15 protein-coding genes are annotated in these 19,613 nt (G+C 44.9%); 13 read left to right on the forward strand and 2 right to left on the reverse strand.

Annotated elements, in window-relative coordinates; translation table 11 throughout:
- Positions 1–302 precede the first annotated feature (302 nt).
- On the reverse strand, positions 303–1,517 hold the full coding sequence (locus tag ACFOEE_RS17560; RefSeq protein WP_377127379.1) for a type II toxin-antitoxin system HipA family toxin: 1,215 nt from the start codon (positions 1,515–1,517) through the stop codon (positions 303–305).
- Complete coding sequence (locus ACFOEE_RS17565) at positions 1,510–1,821, reverse strand: helix-turn-helix domain-containing protein (RefSeq protein ID WP_377127382.1); 312 nt, start codon at positions 1,819–1,821, stop codon at positions 1,510–1,512. The genes ACFOEE_RS17560 and ACFOEE_RS17565 overlap by 8 nt, the downstream gene beginning before the upstream one ends.
- A gap of 270 nt (positions 1,822–2,091) precedes the next feature.
- On the opposite strand from ACFOEE_RS17565, the gene ACFOEE_RS17570 reads away from it, so the two are divergent.
- The 13 genes from ACFOEE_RS17570 to ACFOEE_RS17630 all read left to right on the forward strand — a co-directional run.
- The gene (locus ACFOEE_RS17570; RefSeq protein WP_377127385.1) at positions 2,092–2,319 is read left to right on the forward strand and encodes a helix-turn-helix domain-containing protein; all 228 of its coding nucleotides are present in this window, start codon (positions 2,092–2,094) and stop codon (positions 2,317–2,319) included.
- Positions 2,320–2,333: 14 nt separating this feature from the next.
- Positions 2,334–2,717 (forward strand): hypothetical protein, encoded by a 384-nt coding sequence (locus ACFOEE_RS17575; protein WP_377127388.1) that lies wholly within the window; start codon positions 2,334–2,336, stop codon positions 2,715–2,717.
- A gap of 86 nt (positions 2,718–2,803) precedes the next feature.
- Entirely contained in the window at positions 2,804–4,945 is a 2,142-nt protein-coding gene (locus tag ACFOEE_RS17580; protein WP_377127391.1) for an HsdM family class I SAM-dependent methyltransferase, read from the forward strand.
- Positions 4,942–6,498, forward strand: a complete 1,557-nt coding sequence (locus ACFOEE_RS17585) for a restriction endonuclease subunit S (RefSeq protein ID WP_377127394.1) — start codon at positions 4,942–4,944, stop codon at positions 6,496–6,498. Before ACFOEE_RS17580 ends, ACFOEE_RS17585 begins: the two co-directional genes overlap by 4 nt.
- 29 nt (positions 6,499–6,527) lie before the next feature.
- On the forward strand, positions 6,528–7,841 hold the full coding sequence (locus ACFOEE_RS17590) for a hypothetical protein (RefSeq protein ID WP_377127397.1): 1,314 nt from the start codon (positions 6,528–6,530) through the stop codon (positions 7,839–7,841).
- A gap of 12 nt (positions 7,842–7,853) precedes the next feature.
- Positions 7,854–12,140, forward strand: a complete 4,287-nt coding sequence (locus tag ACFOEE_RS17595) for a hypothetical protein (RefSeq protein WP_377127399.1) — start codon at positions 7,854–7,856, stop codon at positions 12,138–12,140.
- A gap of 10 nt (positions 12,141–12,150) precedes the next feature.
- A complete protein-coding gene (locus tag ACFOEE_RS17600) occupies positions 12,151–12,999 on the forward strand; it encodes a hypothetical protein (RefSeq protein ID WP_377127401.1) in 849 nt (282 codons plus the stop codon).
- Between the two features lie 2 nt (positions 13,000–13,001).
- A complete protein-coding gene (locus tag ACFOEE_RS17605; protein WP_026000123.1) occupies positions 13,002–14,159 on the forward strand; it encodes a hypothetical protein in 1,158 nt (385 codons plus the stop codon).
- Complete coding sequence (locus ACFOEE_RS17610) at positions 14,149–15,834, forward strand: helicase HerA domain-containing protein (protein ID WP_207805466.1); 1,686 nt, start codon at positions 14,149–14,151, stop codon at positions 15,832–15,834. The genes ACFOEE_RS17605 and ACFOEE_RS17610 overlap by 11 nt, the downstream gene beginning before the upstream one ends.
- Positions 15,827–16,384, forward strand: a complete 558-nt coding sequence (locus ACFOEE_RS17615; RefSeq protein WP_377127406.1) for a hypothetical protein — start codon at positions 15,827–15,829, stop codon at positions 16,382–16,384. The genes ACFOEE_RS17610 and ACFOEE_RS17615 overlap by 8 nt, the downstream gene beginning before the upstream one ends.
- Before the next feature lie 41 nt (positions 16,385–16,425).
- On the forward strand, positions 16,426–17,850 hold the full coding sequence (locus ACFOEE_RS17620; RefSeq protein WP_377127408.1) for a protein kinase domain-containing protein: 1,425 nt from the start codon (positions 16,426–16,428) through the stop codon (positions 17,848–17,850).
- 201 nt (positions 17,851–18,051) lie between these two features.
- Positions 18,052–18,759 carry a hypothetical protein gene (locus ACFOEE_RS17625; RefSeq protein ID WP_377127411.1) on the forward strand — a complete coding sequence of 236 codons (708 nt, stop codon included), beginning with the start codon at positions 18,052–18,054 and terminating at the stop codon, positions 18,757–18,759.
- Positions 18,760–18,919: 160 nt separating this feature from the next.
- Positions 18,920–19,613 (forward strand): transcriptional factor (locus tag ACFOEE_RS17630; protein ID WP_377127414.1); only part of this gene is annotated, 694 nt, incomplete at its 3' end.

The raw sequence follows: 19,613 nt of genomic DNA on the forward strand, positions 1-19,613 counted from the left end.
GAAAATCGACATTTAATTTTTTTTAAAAATCGATTCATTTCGTCTCAAACGCTTTCTTAAACAAAGCGAGTGCTGCTGAAAATTGCAGTGTTCAGTCTTGTTTACTCTATTCGAGTAAAAGACTGAAGGTACACCGGATTGATATGCAAATATATATCAAAATTAACAGACGATATGGCTTAGCATATAAAAAGATGTACCTATTATGTAAGCGAGTCTGTTCTGCGAGTATTTCGCTTCAATAACAGGTATTGCTTCATTGCGATACGCGTTATTGCTCAATTCAACTAGTCTCCTGGTGTTCAGCGCAGTGGTATGCCTTTTAGGTGTTTTTCAATTGCTGAAATCATAAATTGAGTGAGTGGCAAATTGGCTTTTTCTTTGTTCCAGATTTCATGAAACGCTGCAACCGTTTCTTTTGCCGTATCTAACACTAGCTTTTCCGGCAGCATGGCTTTTGCTGCAAGATGAGATAATTCGTCATAGGTGAATTCGCTGAACTTTTTACTACGGCTCACTTTTAACGCGGCGCTATCATCGGCAAGGTATGGGATAGTCGATATAAAATCATAAGCTGGGGCGATAGAGGCACTACGTTTATCTTTGTAAATCACCGACCAGTTTTTTAAATGCATGTCTGCATTGCCAATCAACGTGTTGAATACTAATCGACGAATAAATTCAGTGGTGTCAGCTTGCTGCGCTTCGATACCTAACACCTGGGCGACATTGCGCATACTGGCTTTTTGGTATTTATCCTGCGGGTATACACCAAAAATCTGTGCAAAGTCTTCAATGTGGACAGCATGATTTTCAGCTCTGTCAAAGCGCTTAATAACGAACGCACTACTGCCAAACCTGCCAATCCCATCAGGAATATTGGCTATTTGATTAATTGGCAATAGCTGGGTTTCTGGTACATCCATGCCGAGTTTTCGGGCAAGCTCCATCATGGAAAACTCGTTTTCTGGTACTGCTTCAAACCGTGATGAGGGTAATTTTACAATCCAAGCACCACCTTTACCCGTGGCAGGTATAGTCAATCCACCATTGGCTTGCTGCACTGCGGAAAACTTTAACTGCACGCCCGCCAAAGAAAAACGCATCGGAGCATCGTACTTAGTGTCGTTAGAAGTGTCATGATGTAAGTTTGGAGGTAAGGACTCCCCCTCAGCGGGTACAACCGTAATCGCCCCAGCTAAGTCTTGCCCTAATACCCACAACAGAAAAAACTCACGCACTGGGTTTACGCCAGCTCGCTGTGCCAAATAATTCCGCATGGTTTCTTCGGGTAAGAGATTCGAAAAAAACGGCGTGAGCTTTGTTTGCGTGACTTTGAAGTCCGTAATGAGGCCACCAAGTGTATCTTTGAAGCCAAGGCTCAATATAGGTCGCATGTCGTTATTGATATAGTCATCGGTAAACGCAAACAGTGTTCTGTCATTACCTATGTGAGTAATGGTCGCTATCAATTCGCCGTAGAGTAATACATTTAACGTGGATAGCGAATTACTCATCACCCTCTCCATCTAAGCGGTATGCAGGAGTGGGCGACTCATGTTCATCGTTATGTTTGTTCGCTGTGCGGACGATAGATTGAATGGCTGGCAACGATTTTTTGGGCACTATGACTAGCTCCAGGTCTAATATTCGTGCAAGCTCTATCAAACTTGAAAGCCGAAGGTCTACATGTCCCGACTCAATTTTGGAAATATGGCTTTGTGGCACACCCGCAAGCGTACTTAGCTCCCGTTGGCTTAGGCTTTTGCTACGGCGAGCATCACGTAAACTTTCGACTAGTGGATCAAGGATGTAGCTCATATTGATGCTCTTCTACATATATTCTTTTCTTTATATATATAAAAGCATATCAAATTTAGCTGCAAAAAGCAATGTTGATGCGCTTTTGTATATCATAAAAGTTGATTTATATATAAAGGTACATCAAAGCTTTTAGCGTATGATAAACGAACGATAAATTTTATATTAAACCGACAAAATTGAATTTTAACTCACAAAATGCTACGAAATTAAAGGATTAGCATGGTAAGCTTTCGACTGTAAAGGACTAAACCTATAGGGGGGCAATCTATGATCCGTTGTCATCTCGCCCGAATGATGGGCGAACATAAGATGCGAATTGCCGATGTGGTCAGAGCAACTGGTTTAAGTAGGGCCACTGTTACTTTAATGTATAAAGAAACGGCACAAAAGGTAGATTTGGAGGCACTAGAAAGACTTTGCGATTTATTTAATTGCAGCATAGGAGATATGCTGGAACATACAAAAGAGTCAAAGTCAGGTGCATTAGCGAGTTAACTCTAAGGATTGAGATGAACGCAAACCATCGAAAAGATAGTTTAGAACAATTAATTATCCAATTAAAAACTACACCAAAGAGTCCGTCACTGCTGTTTAGTGAAAATCAATCCTTATGGCATTCATTGAACTTGAATCAAACCCAAGTATCCCTGTGGCTTGCATCATTAACCCAAAATAATCAACAACTCGAGCCTTCTGCGGTTTATCAAGCCACGCCGGATATTACTGAACATTTAGTCTTATTACTTCAGCAAGCGGGTGGACGTATGCCTTTGGCGCAGGTGCTCAGAAAGCTCCCGTCTGGTATTACAACGAGTGAGCAACAAATACGCAAACTGGCGCAGCAACACCCACAGTTAGACATTAAAGGGCCCTTGCTGATTTTACTGAATTAGCACGTTGGTGAATTGGCAGGTTTAGTCACCCGCAACCAACCCAAAGGCATCGTTGAACGACTTAATAAAAGAATGAAATAAACATCATGGCTAAAGAAGCAAAAGCAAAAAAAACAGACCCAAAGCAGCAGCTTGAACAGCTCTTTAATCAGCTTGTAAAGCAGCACACCGAGTTCACCCAGCCTTTGGTTGAACTACCCGAGCATGAACTGGCCAAGGCAGGTCTTATTCAAGGTTTGGTTGAAGGGAATTTAACTCCTACCGTAATGCTAGTGGCTTTAAATTCAGACAATTGGGAGTATGCTTCTGACTTTGCAAAATTGGAGCTCTTAGTCATCGAATTGCTAGGAGATACTGACGTAGAGCTATGGCCAATATTCGCAGCACTTACCGATGGTCAAAAAACTCAATATGTACGCTTGTTTAGCTCACAAGGAACTATTGCTGTTGACAAACTCCCCACTTTAAATGAACTGAAAGAATACAAAACCCTTGAAAGGGATCAAACTTTCAGATGGTCAATGAAGACATATACCGACTTGATGAAAAAGCTAAATTTCTGGCATGAGTCTGTATTCAGATTTACCAGAGATAATGTGGATGACAAAAACGCTATCATTGAAGAAGTAGCCAAACTACTTTTCCTAGAAAGTTTCCGAGTTCATCATGATGAAAGTATGACTTTCAAGTCAAAGAGCGGAAATGAATACGTGCTCCGTGAAGTCTTTACTTGGCAATATGTTGAACAGCATGGCGCACAAGCGGTTGAATTAATACGTGACGCTTTCGAAACACTAAAAAGTCATGAAGACTATATTGTTGTCACAGATGATGGCACTAAAAATCCGATCTTTTCAGAACGAGTACACATAAACCTAAATCGGCCAGAAAACTTTATTTCGCTACTAAAAGCAATTCAAGACCTCGGTCCGGTAACCGATAATCGCGGTAATATTGTTCATGCGCAGGGGAATTTGGGTCATGTTTCCGGTGACTTGTTAGGCCGTGTGTTTGATGTTTTTTTACGCGCGAATTTCGACTCAAAGGGTGGGAATGGTGTTTACCTCACCCCCAATCCAGTTAAGCAGGCGATGGTTGAAATAGCGCTACATGATATCGCATCCGACAGCACAGAGTTAGCTCGTTTATCTAATGGCGATTTTCGTTTCTGTGATCCTACTTGCGGATCTTTTGGCTTTGGCTCTGTGGTATTAAGTCAATTGCAAAAACTCATTGATAATGAAATAGGCATGCCGGATGTTGATAAAGAAAAGTTAAAGGAAAAATTAAAAAATCATGGTTTTACTGGAGCAGATTCGACACCTCGAATGGTGATGCTGGCAAGAGTAAATATGGCTTTGCAAGGCGCGCCAAAAGCTCAGGTCTTCCAAACCCAAGATTCTTTAGTTACGCAAGCACTCCAGCCAAATAGCTTTGATTTAATCTGCACCAACCCCCCTTTTGGCTCCCCAAGTTTTGGTAAAAACGAGCAAGAATCCAAAAAAGACTATGAACGCCATATGGAGCAAGTGCTTGGTGGCTTTCGTCCTGCGCAAAAAATGGGCGATAGCTACAACGCATACTACGACCACATAAAAATGAAGTGGGTAGATACCGGTGATTTAGAGCTTGATGAGCATGGCAACCCAAAATGGGCGGGTTACCGCACAGATTTGCGCCGCACTGGTGGTACCGATAAAAAGCCCGTTTACAGTTTACATCCAACCACCTCTGGCTTAGCCCTTGGCAGCAAACCCGACAGCAAAGGTAACTGGCAACCCGTGGGTGCAACGATTGACCCCGCTGTGTTGTTTATCGACCGATGCCTACAACTGCTTAAACCGGGTGGCCGTTTAATGATTGTTTTACCCGATGGCATTTTGTGTAACTCCGGCGACCGTTATGTACGCGAGTACATTATGGGCAAAAAAGACGATCAAACTGGCGAGTTTGTTGGCGGTAAAGCCATCGTCAAAGCAGTAATTTCTCTACCCAGCGACTGCTTTAAGCTCTCTGGCACAGGCGCAAAAACCTCGATTTTGTATCTGCAAAAACGCCACGCTAACCCTGACCAACCGGAGCAATTCTTACCAGAACAGCAAACCGAGGTGTTTATGGCGGTAGCTGAAACCTTAGGTTATGTGGTGAAAAACAATATCGAAGACTATAACGCCGGCGTCGAGAATGATCTGGATAAGATTGTATCGGCATATAAGCGGGGTGAATGATGTCAGTAGATAAGCTTCGCGGCTCTAAACATATAAACCGTATTTCTCCATCTGAAATTGGGCTTTTGATGTCGGCTCAGTCTTATAGGCCCGAGATTACTCAAGCGATTAGGAAAATCAAATCTCTTAACTGGAGCTCACTTCAAGAGCTTGTGGTGAACACAATCAGTCCTGGCCCACATCCTAAGTATGGTGGTAGCTACCCTTGTTTAAAAACTAAGAACGTTGACGGGCTGCTCGCAACACATGAGCCTGCAGATTATGCTGATCCAAGTGTTTTTAAAGACCTTAACAAAGTAACAGTCAAAGAAGGCGACTTACTCATTAACTTGACAGGAGCTGGAAGCATAGGGCGTGTGTCTCTTTATTACGGAAAAGATAAGCCTATAACCAATCAGCACATCGCACGCATGTCAGTTAAGACTGGAACTGACGAAGGGTATTTAGCATGTTTCCTTCGTTCTTGGTGGGGAGAGAGAGCGCTAGAACAAGGGGTTGCAGGTAGTACTGGTCAAATCAACATGGTGAATGAGCATGTGCGTTCAATTCCCGTCTATTTACCAGATCCTCAAGCTCAAAAATACATCGGGGATAAAGTTCGCCAAGCAGAGCAACTGCGCGCTTGGGCTAAGCAAGTAGTGTCTAATTTACATAGGGAGTTTGAAGGTTTTTACAGACCTATAACTCATTATGACTCTTTCAGAAGAATGAGTTACCCAATTAGACCTGACCAGTTATTCGAAGTTTTGACTCCTGCGTCTTATCCTCCTCATATTGAAAAATATTTTGAAGAGAACCCTAATGTAACTCTTGGAGAAATCTGCAGCGACATATACATAGGTAAGACATTAGCGAGTATTGAGTCTAGCGATGGTGTAAAGCAGGCAACCTCAAGGAGCTGTTCGGGTTTATTTTTAAAGCAGCCGATGAACTTAGTTGAGCGCAAAGGCAATGTAGACCCGTTGGCCAAGAAAGATATCTTGCTTACCAATGCCGCGCATGACAAAAACTACATTGGCAAAGATGTTTCTTTCAATCACAGTGACGAGTTGATACTTCCATCCGCAAAAGTTCTGGTTATTCGCTTGAAAGAGTGTGGCATTCCAGCATCTTACGTTCATGCTTACTTAATGACAGAAGCAGGCTATACACAATGGCAAGCAATAGTTAGGGGGATCTCTGCTGGAATCCACCCATCTGACGTTGCACGAATTAGGATTCCAGTTCCCGAAGACAGATCGCCACTAGAAACAATGGCAGTTAAAGCAGATGATTTGTATATCCAGGCAGGGTTAGCTCAAGAGGTTAGTAGATTGCTAACTATTGCAGCAAAAAACTTGGTCGAAGCTCTTATCGAAGGCCAACTCACCGAACAACAGCTTATTCAAGCCCAACAAGCTTTGGATGATGGTGACAACAGCTTAGATCAAGCGATTTTAAGCAAGCTTAGCAACCAAGGTTATGCCATTGAAGGCGCGACACCGCTGTTTAGCGATATCGATGAGCTGTACTGTTTGCTGGAAAGCGCTGCTCAAACTGAGGCAGAGGAGTAAGCATGGTGGCCGTTGATAAGGACTGCAACATGGCGAGTCACGCGCAAGCCAGTAGCCTGTTAAGCCATGAGGCAGCGCAAGGCTGTTGCCAGTTGCTTAGCCAGCTTTGGTTTAGTGGCGGCTTAGCGGCCAGTAAAACCGCCGTGTTATTGGCCGCCATTCCTGCGCTAAAAAAACTATTACAGCCAATTGCGGCGGGTGCTATTGTCGATACAGCAGGCGATATCAATGAAACAAACAACGCTTTTTGCCTCAGCGCGCCTTTGCTGAATGCGTATAACGAACTGAGCCAACTAGGCGAATGGCAATTAGCACTGTTGGGGCTAAACCCTAAAGTGCGTGCCCATTGGCTGAACGTAGCTGCGGCCCGCTGCCGTGAAGCAGGCGCCATGAGCGACCTACAAGTATTGGTTAAGCTAATCCAGCAATTAGGCAATGCCAGTGCATGGGTATTGGCGCAGCTAGAAAGCGCTGATGCTCATCCACAACTTATCGCTGGGCCACTCTCGCAACTAGAGCGCGATTTACTCGGCCATAGCCTGAACGATAACGCCGCTATTCCGGCGTTATGCCGACTTTTGCGCGCTTGTTTTACCCTGCACACGTTAAGTGAACAAACCCAAGCGCTGACGCCAATCCAACCTATCGATAACACTGCAAAACAACTGTCCAGCAACTGGTGCCGAGGCCGTTTATTGGTGCTGCCTGAATCGTTATTGAGTGAATTCAACCTCAAGCAGCCCATTAAATCGCCCTTCAAACCAAGTACCGATTGGTTGTTGGTGTCGCAGCCCGTGAATGCTGAGGCGACATACATTCAGCACTTTGCCCAGCAGCCATGGTGGTTTTTATTAAGCCTACTTAGCTTTGTGCAAGATGCCTGGGCCGCCGAGCAACGGGGCGGTTTATTGCTGAGTTTACCTGCGGGGCAAAACGCTTTTGCCCCCAGCCAAGTGAATGTGGCGGTACAAGGCATTGACGGCGATGAAGTGAACTTGGGCAGTTTGGCCGAGTTTTTAGTGCAATTACTGAGCGAGCAGCATATTGCCCTTTACCCTGCACTAACCGATAGCGCAGAAGATATGCAGCGTTTAAACCGTGCGCTTAACCCGCTCATTGCTGAATTATTGTCGAAAAAAATCTGGCAGTTTTTAGAGGCTGGCCGCGGCGAACCCGGCCAGTACCGCATTCACCCCGAGTTTAGCGATGCCTGTTACAGCCTGCCGCTCGCACCGCTGTTTGGCTACAAAAGCCAATATTTACAACAGGCGATTAGGCAACTGGCACAAACCAGTTATGCCAACAAAAAAAATGTCAGTTCAGCTAACAGAATAAACAGATAAAGGATTTTCGTGATGAGTTTTGAATTAGATGATGTCGTCGTCGATAAGCTAGTCAAGCAACATCGCTGGGCAGCGACGGGTGTATCGGATTATCCACCGCGTGACCCATTGGTTGGTCAAAGTCGCTTTTTTAAGCGCTTTCAAACCTTTTTGCACACGGTTGACCATGACGATGATCGTTTTGCCCATGTATTTGCGGTAGAAGCCGAATGGGGCCGAGGTAAATCTCGTTTAGGCCATGAGCTGGTGGCGCAAATTAACGACTGCTCCAAAGGTTGGTTTGTACGTGACGAGCAAGGCCAATTGCACGATCAACAGTTGTTTAATAGCGAAGCACAAGACAAATATTTGGCTTTGTATATTCGTTATTCGCAAGTGGCATCAGACTATCAAAACTCCGATAACTGGTTTGCTTTTGGTTTGTACCAGGCGTTATTGCCACTGGCGACCCAATCCTTTGATGGCTCCATTCAAAGTGAGATCGCCAAACAAGCCTACGAACGCCTAATGCCGTTTGGCTTTACTGCTGCACTATTGGCAGAAGCACTGCAGCTGGACAAACAGCACAGTGAAGAAGATCTCTACACCGACCAAACCCTGGTGGTTGAATTAGTACAAGCGGCCTACGAGGTACTTAAACGCTTTGGTGTGCAGTATGTGCTCGTCGTACTCGATGAGCTAGAAACCGTGGCCGAAGCCGCCACCTTTGGTTTGGAAGATGAACAAGACAAACGCCTTGATGGCCAAGCCATTCGTTTAATTGGCAAAGCCATTAAAGAGGAAGATCCGCGCCGTAAACTGCCTTGGTTGCGTTATGTCGCGCTCTGCTCGCCACTACTCGGCCAGCAACTGCGTGAAATTCAATCCGTGGCGCGCCGTTTTGAATTGGTAGAGCTTGAGCACAACGCCTTTGCCGATGTGTCAGACTATGTGGCGAGCCTATTAACAGCAGGCAAACTGGGCTTTGATTACCCGGCGGGTTTAGTTGAAGCCGCCTACGCCATGAGTGGCGCTAACTTTGGTTGGTTTAACGTGGTGATGGCCAATGTGGATGCGGTGCTTAACCAATTTCAACAAGCAGGCCGCAGCATTAATGATCTGGGTGATTTGTTTGAAGCGGTGCTGGCAGGCTCTGGCCGTGTGGCGAAACACGTGCTCGATAAAGGGGCGATTGAAGGTATTCAAACCCGCGACCAAGCCCTATTAGCCGAGTGCAGAAGCTTGTTATATGGCCAATTACCGGTGCGCTTAGCGGAGGTGAGCCAAGCCTCTGAACTACTAACTCTGAAAAACGAAGACCAAGAGCCGATTGCCGCTTACTACCGCAAACTGAGCATCGACCGCTTACAGTGCCGCCAAGCGTTAGAGCAAGCTAAGTTTGTGCGTAAAAATGATGAATGGTTATACCCTGCCGTTGACCAAGCGCTGAGCCTAGATACCTTACTCGATAACCTGCGGACCTTTTCAATTAATGAGCTGGCCGCCAGTGGTGATAAAGGCGGGGTGCTGCTGCCGTTATCCAAGGGGGAGTTTAAATATTTACTGAGTTTATTGTACGACCACCCGGCGATTGAATTTGCTGCCGATGCGTTGTGGCATAAGTTAGTGGGCGATACCGCCGAGCTGGATACCAGCGAAGCGACCCATATTGGCCCGAGTGTGGCGATGTTATTGCGTTTAGATTTACGTTATCGCAGCGCGCAGCAAAACTCGTTGATTTTTAAAGACCCAAGCATGGGCGATGGCCACGAACAGGCGATGGCCGAACTGGCTAAACAAAGCAGCCAAAAACCAATCATAAAAGCCCTAACCCGCGTGACTGGTGTTGTCCGCTTACTGGACAACAACTGGCGCTATGACGAAAACTTGTTGAGCAATAAAGCCGGTAGCGACGATGCACCGCTGGCGATACTAACCGAGCCGAAAAGCCGTCAAGGTGGCCTGTTTACTTTAGAAGGCTTTAAGTTACACCCAGATGGTAAAGCCTTATTTGCTTGGGTAAGTAACCTGAATGAACTAAGCAATCTACATACCTTTGCTGCAGAACATAGCCGCCAAAGTGGCCGCACGCCTGTCTTGGCGCTCACCGCCTCTGCTCATTTAATGGAGCAATACAGCCGCTTGGATGACAGTAATGAATTACGCGATGCCATACTGCTGCACTATGTCAACCCCAGTGAGGCTGATCAATTAGAGCGTATTGGTTTAAGTTTGGCCGCCTGCCAGCAACATGGCGTAACCTTAAGTACCGAAAGCTTCACCGCTAAGTTTAAAAACAAGCTGCACGCCCTAAGCACCTTTGCCAATGATGCAATTCATAAGTGGCGCCAGCGTTTGCAACAACGCGGCTTAATTGCTTGGCCGCTAAAAGTAGACGGTAAATTATCGCCCATTGATCGCGACTTATTGTTTAAAGGCTGGTATCAGCTGGCTATTGCCCACCCAGAACTAAATGGTGTGCTGGATTTACAACAGCAGCATGGTGTGCCAGTGGATGAGCTCAGCAGCTTATTAGATAAGCTCAAAGTGCCGGGCAGCTATATGGCGAAGGGTTATACCGCTGATGAGCACGCTGGGTTGTTTACAGAGCTAAATAATGTACAGCGCAGCCAAGCACAAATCCCGCTGTTTTTAGCGCGTATTGCTCACCCAAACAAACAACATAAATGGCAGTTCGAACGCTTTAAACAGCAGTTCTATTTTGCCTATGTTGCTGAAACCAATATTACCGCCAAAGGTGTATTCAACGACTGGATGTGGTGGTGTGGCGAGCTGAATTTGCTCACTTTAACCAATCCAAACGAAAAACAAGCAACGTGGGAAAGCTACCCACGTTCCCGTTTAGAAAATGCGATTACCGAGGCGCAAAACTGGTTCAGTGGTAACGACCAAGACAGTTACAAAGCTAGCGTAGAAGTAATGAGCCGCGTGTATGGCTATGGCCGCATCAATGAAGTCTTTGCGCCGCTGGGTACAAACCAACTTGGTTATGCCACGGTGGAAGCCAAAGAACAGCTAGAAAAAGCACAAACACTCTTTGGTGCCCTTAAGCAACAAGAAGAGCAGCTAGGAGAGATTACCCAAGTGGGTGAGGCTCATATTTTAGCTGGGCTGGTGAATAAGCGCGCTGAGATATTGGCTTTGGTCGCTAAGGTTAAACCACTTAATAGCAGTAAGCCTACGCTTAAAGATGCGCACATTCTTGATTTAGAAGACAAAACGACGTCGCTTTATCAGCGGGTTGAACAAGCCTGTTTATTTGCTGATTTTGTCGAGCGTAGTGCCGAGCGTATTAATCTTCGACTCGCCGATTTAATCAAAGACGTTGAGACAGACTGTGCCGCGATCGCTCATTTCCCAAAAAGTTTATATACCAACACGTTGCGCACCATTGGCCATATTTTAGATGGCGCATTAAAAGAGGATGCCAGCAGTGCCACAGGCCAAAAAGAGCAGCAAGCTGGCAGTGATACGTTATTACACTACCTGCGCAAACTCGATTTAGGTAAAGCGCAGGATAAGCTTTCGGCTTTAGCGTTGGAGGTAGGCTTAAACCTGCACACTGAACAACAGCTGCCACTGCCAGAAATTCAAGGCAGTATTTTAGCTAGCTACCGTAATTGTAAAGAGCGCTTTGAGAAGTTAGTGAATAACCTAGCCGAGCAAAGCCAACGCGCCCAACAGCTACAACAATTACTCAGTAGTGCCACTGCCGAGTATGAGCACACAAGTGATATTGCCGAATTACCGAAACTGATCATGAAGTTACAACTGATTGACGATGCAATAGCGGATTTACCCGCTGATGCTGAAAGCAAACGCCAGAGCATGCAAACCACTTTACGCAATGGCCAGTTCTCGGGGTTACGTGACTTACCAGAAGAGCTACTCAAATCGGCTCGCGGGCAAATTGCTCCGATCCAAGGCCAGTTATTAAAAATAGAGGAGCGTTTAAACCACGTTAAACGCGCCGCCATCGAGCAGGTAAATAGCTTATTGCAAATATTAAAGCCGCTATTAGCTTCGCAGCAGCAACCGCTACCTGCTGAGTTAACACTAAACGACGTCGCCAAGTTAGGGGTAAGTGAGCTGGTGATGGTGTGTGATAAAACCTTAGCTGATTGGCAGCAACAAGGTGACGCTATTTTGCAAGGCACAGGGCTAACACTGGCACAGTGGCAGCCGGTTTATCAAGCGCTTAGCCAAAATCAAGAGCCAGCATTAACGCCTGAGCAGCAACAAGGTTTAGTCGCGAAAGGGATAGTTAAAATGCGCCTCACCTTTGCTACGAGCTTGTAGAGGTGATGCAATGAGTATTTATTTGTCCGCCGCATTGGCAAGCAATCGTAAAGGTCGCTTTTTACAAACTGTTGCGGGGGCTACGCCACTTGAAAGTGACTGGCTAAACTCGCCGCCTGCTTGCGGTTTGTTATTAGTGCAAGCTGAAGAGTTAACCAACTATGAGGCTTGCCAAAGCTTATATTTATGGGCCATGCAAGCGGGCTGCGCGGCGTTAGTTATTAACCCGCAACCTGAACAGCATGTTGAGTTTGCCGAACTGCAACCAGCGCTGGATTGGACATTTGCAGCCGCTAGCTTGATCTCTGAAGACTCAGGATTAACGGCAGTGCTGGCAAGTGAAACCAACCAAGCCGTTGTTGGTTTTGCTGGTAGTGCAGATCAGAGGCAGCATATGGCGGGTGATGTGGTACATACTCGCTATGTCCGAAAACACAGCAATAGTGGTTTGTTTGCAGTCACGACGTTGCCTTTGTGGTCGCTAAATCTGCTTGATCATACTGAGGCTTTAGTTGGCTGGTTAAACTGGTTCGTTGATCATGCGGGCGTCGCAACACCTGTTGCTGAGGAAAAAGCAGAACTGGCGGCGTATTTGCCCGACAAATACGATTTGGTTGTTCTGTTGCTGCTTTACGCTGGGCACGGTAAGAGCCTAGCGGCACTTGTTGACAATGACACAGTTAAGTTGATGTTCGATGTAAATAGTCTTGATGCCATCAATCGAAGCGAAACATTGCTGCTGCATGGTTTTATCAATGAAGCGGGGTTAACTGAATCAGGCAAAGCCAGCTTACAAGCCTCGCAATATTGGGCTTATGCACCGCTACTCAGCGAGCAGTTAGATACGGGAGCGCTATAGGTATGAATGAAAATAAAACAATGAATTTAGCGCAATCACTTGCCATAGACAGTCAGCTTCGCTTACCAGGCAGTGCGGGGCGTTTACTTAAGCAAATTCGTGATATTGAACAGGTAGCACCACTGTTTCGTGATGCTGGTTTAGTTAAGGCTGTGCCTAAGCCCACGGTAGTGAATTTAAGCGTGGCGGGTATAGCCACTAAATCGTGCCTAGATAAAGCTCTAGGGGGATTTATTTATGCCAGCGCAGCTGTACGAACAGATTTGTTGATAGAAGAAAACAAGGTCAGTACTTCGGGTAGTGATTCAGTATCTGAACTGGATGACATTGATTTCGAAGCGCAACGAAAGCGGCTTGACCTGATTGAAATTCGCCAGGCGTATCAGCTGGTTGAGAAACAACTGTTGAGCCAAGAGCGCTGTGACTTAATTTTACTTGATACCCCACTGTTTTTAGCGCGCGATATGGCGCCACTGGAGCGGAATGTTCGCCATAAGCAGGAATATGACAAAACCAAGCGAGCAATAGAATCCTTTTGGCAAAACCACCGTGCAAAGCTGTTCCCATGGAATAAGACGGGGGTGGTGTTAGCAAGCATTTTGGCCGAGCGTTTTAGTGCAATTGTGAGTATTGCCAAACAAGATTTACGTACTGAGCAAGGGCGAAAGCAGATTTTAGATTCGGACGGTTTCTCTAGTGAGTTAATGCAAAATTTGGCAGGACTGGACGAAAGCTTAGTGGGTGTTGGAGACTTACGTTTTATTAATGGCATTTTAGGCAATTACTCGCGGACCATTGCGTTTCGTTTATCTGAACAAGAGAACCGTATAGAACCAAGTGTCGAAGCGAAGCAAGGCCTAATTGGCTTCCATTTTCGCAGTGCGCGTGGTGGCCAAATTAAAATGGTGCAGCTAGCAGGTGATGAACCTGATTGGCAGAGCGCAGATCTTGATTTAGTGGCATCTCGATTGATGGTGCTTGATATGCAGAACAAAGGAAATGCCATGCCATTGCCGCAATTACTAGGCTATCAGCAGCTTGGCATTTTACCGAAGTTTGCCAAGTTTTACCGCCAAGGTTTGCACGGTGCACTTAAGAATAATGATATTGAAGCAGGCTGGTTGGCTGGCTTGGATGAGGGATTGAACAATGGCTTATAAAGTTTTAGGTAAATTAGTAGGCAATACCGGCGATGCCAGCCAGTTAACTATGGTGGTGCAAGATTCGTTTTCAGTGCGTCGTGGTGAATTTGTACGGATTATGCACCAAGAGCGTAAAGACGAGGGGCAAGTGGCCGTATTAGGCCGTGTAACGAAGATCAGCCGAACCAATATGCTTTACAACGCAGGCTTTGGTGATGGCGTGACTGAGCTTGAGTTGTTGCCAGGCGCGAATGTGACTGGTGAGAACATGTTTGCGCAGGTAGAGCTGGTGGGATACCGCGATCCTGTATCTCGTCAGATCAAGATCCCACGTCGCCCGCTTAATCCCGGTACTGCAGTTGAAACCGTTGATTTTCAGTTTTTGAGTGACTTTTACGAGTTCAATGAGCACTCCAGTTTGCACTTGGGTAATCTGGTTGGTTACGACAAAGGTGAAAATACGGTTCCGGTCTTCATTGATGTAAACAAGCTAGTGACTGAGCACATGGCTGTGTTAGCGATGACAGGCTCTGGTAAGTCTTACACAGTTGGCCGTATTATTGAGCGATTGGTTGCCGTTAACAATGGTACTGTCGTGGTGTTCGACCCTCACGGTGAATACGGCAAAGCTCTGGCAGGTGGTAATCTGCAATTCTCTAGCCTTCTGGATGCAACAGACGATAAGCGCGATCAAGAAGCATTGCCTCTGATTAAACATACTTTTGAAAAGTTACAAGCCGCAGGTGCGGGCATTAAGGTTTTCTCACCACAGCATGAATCTTTTAAACACAAATATGCCAGCAAAAACACACCACTTGCGCTTCAATTCGACCATTTTGAAATGGATGATATTGCCGAGATTTTACCTGGGCTAAGCGAGCCGCAACAGCGTGTGTTGGATGTGGCTATTCGCTATTGGCGCTCGGTGGATAAGACAGAACCTCGTGATATAAACCGCCTACGTTACTTTTTAGGTGATGGCATTGAAGAGCTAAAAGAGTGGGACGATCTCTCTGAAGCGGAAGCTAAAGCTTTGTCAGGTCGAAGCGCTGCTGTTGCCTCCATGAAGCTCTCTCGAGTGCTAAATGAAGCTCAGAGCTTTTACAGTGCAACGATGGCTGAGCCAACTGACATTTATAAAATGGTCGGTCGCCCAAGCAATCAACAAGGCCGGTTGGTCGTTGTCGATTTACAAGGCTTGAGTGATACCGCGAAGCAAGTCGTTTGTGCTCTGCTCTCCAGTGAGATTCTAAAAGCGGCTTCAAGCAAAACAGACCCACTTCGCCCTTGCTTTATTGTCTACGAGGAAGGACATAACTTTGCGCCAGCTGGTGGTAACGCAGTAAGTCACAGGATCATTAAGAAAATTGCAGGTGAAGGCCGTAAATTTGGTGTCGGTTTTGGCATTGTGAGTCAGCGCCCATCTAAACTGGACTCAGATGTGACCTCTCAGTGCAATACGTTAATTACTATGCGTTTGAAAAACCCTGACGATCAGCGTTTTATTGCTAAAGCTTCCGATATGGTCAGCAAGGCCGACCTGGATGAGTTACCGAGTTTATCAACCGGTGAAGCTTTGGTATGTGGTCGTTCTATTCCGGCCCCATTACTTGTTAAGGTCGGTAGCAAGGCGCTTATTCATGGCGGTGAGTCTCCAGAAGTATTGCGAGTTTGGGGTTCCTTTAATGGCTAATCTACCCATGCCTGGGCTTTCTTGGGTAAGAGAAGCGTTTCCTCTTATGACTAGCGGAGAATTGTTGGACCAAGATGTTCTTGTCCATAGTCTAGGCTGCAGTGTTTGGAATACGTACGGTCATGAGCAATCTTATATGGCAGTGGTGGAGTGCCCGGCTCCGGGCTCTTCCGGTGCTGATATCCGTTCAGATTCAGGCTGGTTTGATAAAAACGCGTCAACACCATTGTGTCTAATAGAGTTTGAACGCTTTGATGGCACTCCCCGAGGCCAGCAAAAACTTGAAGAAAAATTGAAGAACTTAATGGAAGCAGCTCAACGCTGGGACCATGCACCGAAAAGTTTGGTGCTGAGTGCTTGGAGTCAAGGGCTTGTGAATACCCCTGATACGCAAAAACTTAAAGAGATATGCCGTTCTGGGTTTACTTCATCTACTGGTACGCAGGTACATGCTATGCCAGATGTTCGAGTTATATTTTGCCGTTTCCTATTCATAAAAAACCTAAACTTTATCTCTTTAGATAGAATTCATTATGAGGTGTTGATATGAATATAAAGTCAGCACATTTTTTACCTGGTACTAATAAGCGCTTGGGTGATAAGTATTTGTTGCTTGAATGCTTAGGTGATGGCAGTCATGGCTGGGTATGGCGCGCCGAGCGCTTGCAAGATGGGCAAATTGTCGCGGTAAAAATCCCTAAGGATATTACACGAGAAGATCGCCATCTTGCCGAAGGGAAAGAGCTGTTAGATGTTGAACTGCACGACAATATTGTTCAAATTTTTGATATGGGCCGTATTGATAATGAATGGTTTTATATTGAAATGGAGTATTTTCCAAGCCAAACATTGGCGCAAAAGCTTGATGATAGGCAGCGGAATTTTGGTCAAACGTATGAGCGATTATTTAAAATTTATCGCCAAGTACTAAGCGCGGTGAAATATCTAGCAGAGCTCCCAATTCCTATTTCCCATGGCGACATTAAACCACACAATATTTTGGTTGGTGAACGCGACTTGGTAAAGTTAACTGATTTCGGTAGTTCAGCTTTACCAGAAGAAATTTACGTACGTACTCGGGAAAATGGTGGGACTGTCCTTTATTCAGCACCAGAATTTTCTAATGTAGATAGCCGAAAAGGTAGCTTAGAAGAGTTATTGCTTGGTGATGTATACAGCTTAGGTGTTTTGCTTTATCAACTTTTGACTGGGAAGTTACCGCATGATACGCCAGCTCAAGTGCAACGGCATATTCCCTTCAAGCGACCTACCGAAATCAATAGTTCCATCCATGCTGACTTGGAGCTAGTTGTTCTTACCTGTTTACAAAAGCAACCAAATCATCGCTATCAAACAGTTTCTGAACTAATACGAGCGTTTGATGCTGCTAGTGACAAACAGCTTAAAGTAGGTGCTGCGGTATCAGTATTTCAGTCAAGACCAAACCAAGACTGGTCGAGTGCAGTACTTGAAGCAATGTCTGAACAGGCGTATCAAAAAGCAGCTCAGTTAGCCTCTCAAGAATACCATCGTAGTAAAGACCATCAAGCGTTGCATCAACAGCTGATCGCTCTATATCGTGCAAATAGGCTGTTTGATTTTGAAAAAGTCGTTGAAGGCAATAAGTCGATCTTACTTGAAGGGAAATTTATTCAACCTGCAGAGTTATTGGAGCTGATTGTTAAGGCTTATTTACAACTTCGAAATATCAATCAAGCTAAGTTTTGGTTGCTTCAAAGAAAGCAAGCTGAGGATGAGAACACTACAACTGAATATTTAGAATCTTCCATATTTGGTCTTGAGGCTAAATATCCAGAAGCGAGAGCATTGTTAGAGAAAATAAACCAAGCTACGCCGATGAAGTTTCAAATATTAAGTCAGCTTGTTTTAGTCTGTGAGCAAATGCGCGATTACTCCGGCGCCGCTGCGTACCTCAAAGTAGCATTGCGTGTAGCGCCATCAGACATCAGAATGAAGGAAAAGAGAGAACTTTATACTAAGCTTGGGGTGATTTAATCGTTGTTAATTAACTTTTGGAACTGGAATTACGAAATAAAGAAAAATTAGTGGTAAAAATAGGTTGTGGTCAATTTAACGTGTTTAGCAGTAGTTCAAAAGTGTTTATTTGATGAAGAATGGTAATTTATAAAAAGCAAATGATAGGCATGTATCATATGATTTTTGATTTGGCGGAATAAAAAACTATAAGGATTTAATATGGCTGTTGTGAATAAAAAGCGAGCGCATAATGCAATCTTGATACTTGAATCTCCATGGGGTTTGGATGATACAGACAACAATCGGACCAGTGTATTACCGTTTATAGAAGGGGCTGCTAAAAGAGCAGGAGATACAGAGGTTTATCATGCAAATTTCTATGATAAGTCGAGTTTTAATAAAGCTTTAGAATGTATCACCCGAAGCAGTTTTGATAACTCTATTATCTACATCGCGGCACATGGATACAAAAAAAAGGTTGGAGAAGTCAATATCGACCATATTCTATTCGAAGTAGGAGAGCTATCTAAAACACATAATATTACCGGCATTATGTTCGGCTCTTGCTTTGTCGGGGAAAATATTACTAGCATTGAAGTATATCTTCAGGAGACTTCTATCCGGTGGTGTGCAGGCTATGCCTCTTCAACGTGGTGGTTCGAAGGGACACTTATTGACACCGCGCTAATTTCTTATTTATCTGCTTTAGGTCATGAAGGATATTCGTCTAAAGAATCAATGATAGAAGCATTCTCGGACGCAATTAAGCCATTTGCCGAGAACTTTGCAATTGGTCAGGACTATAAGGAAAGATTAGTCTCCCTCAAGGATTCACTTAAGATAGTAATTCAGCCAACTGGAAAGGGATATCGTGCAAGAGATGTGACTGATGTAGTCTTTGAACATGTCAAAGAAAGTCGACTTTAGATTATATATCAAATTGATCCAATCTGTTTTGTCATACTCGATAAAGAAAAGCTATTCAGGTTCAGATCACACTAATTACCTTGATATTACCTTTTGTTAGAGATTTCATATTTACTAAGCTGGTGGATATTACCAGCTTAGTTGCTAGTTAAGTTAAAAAATGAATTCACAACGTCATTTGACCATCCTAGAACTGATTCCATACCAACCAAGCTCCATATCTACTTCTGAATTGAAGAGCAAGTTATCGAATAGAGGGATGGCAGTTAGCACCCGGATGTTACAACGAGATCTGCAAGCAATGTTTGACAGTAGCAGTTTTGGTTTGGAAAAGGATACTCGTACAAAGCCTTATGGCTGGTCTATAAATGCTCAATGGCGAGGAGCGTCTACTAGGATGAGTATGGAAGTGGCTGAGCACTATTTGTTGCTAGAACAATTGCTCCCCCATTCATTGCCTTCTGACATTAAACAGTCGGTCCATGTAAAAGCTGAGCAGGCTCTTAATCGTCTTAACGGTCAAAAGCCAAGTTGGCTAGACGAGGACCATCATAAACATCTTAAAATTAACCTGGACTCAAAAGTAATTTCGCAAATAGAACATGCGATTAAGTTCAAACGCGCAGCCAGTGCTGATATTTGCAGAGTGCTATATAAAGAGGCCCGTTGGTTAGCGCTTAGCGAAGTTAGTTTTTTTGCACTTGTAGAGCAAACCGGCGTGTTAATGGCACAATTTATGGTGGGAACGTTGCACGATAAATGCTATCAATTACCAATATATCGTATTCGCAACGTGCTGATCCTTCAAAAGCCAAGCCGAACCCCATCTCAAACTCAACTATTGACTCTGCGAA

This window comes from Pseudoalteromonas fenneropenaei (assembly GCF_042643375.1).
GTDB classification, from domain to species: domain Bacteria; phylum Pseudomonadota; class Gammaproteobacteria; order Enterobacterales; family Alteromonadaceae; genus Pseudoalteromonas; species Pseudoalteromonas fenneropenaei.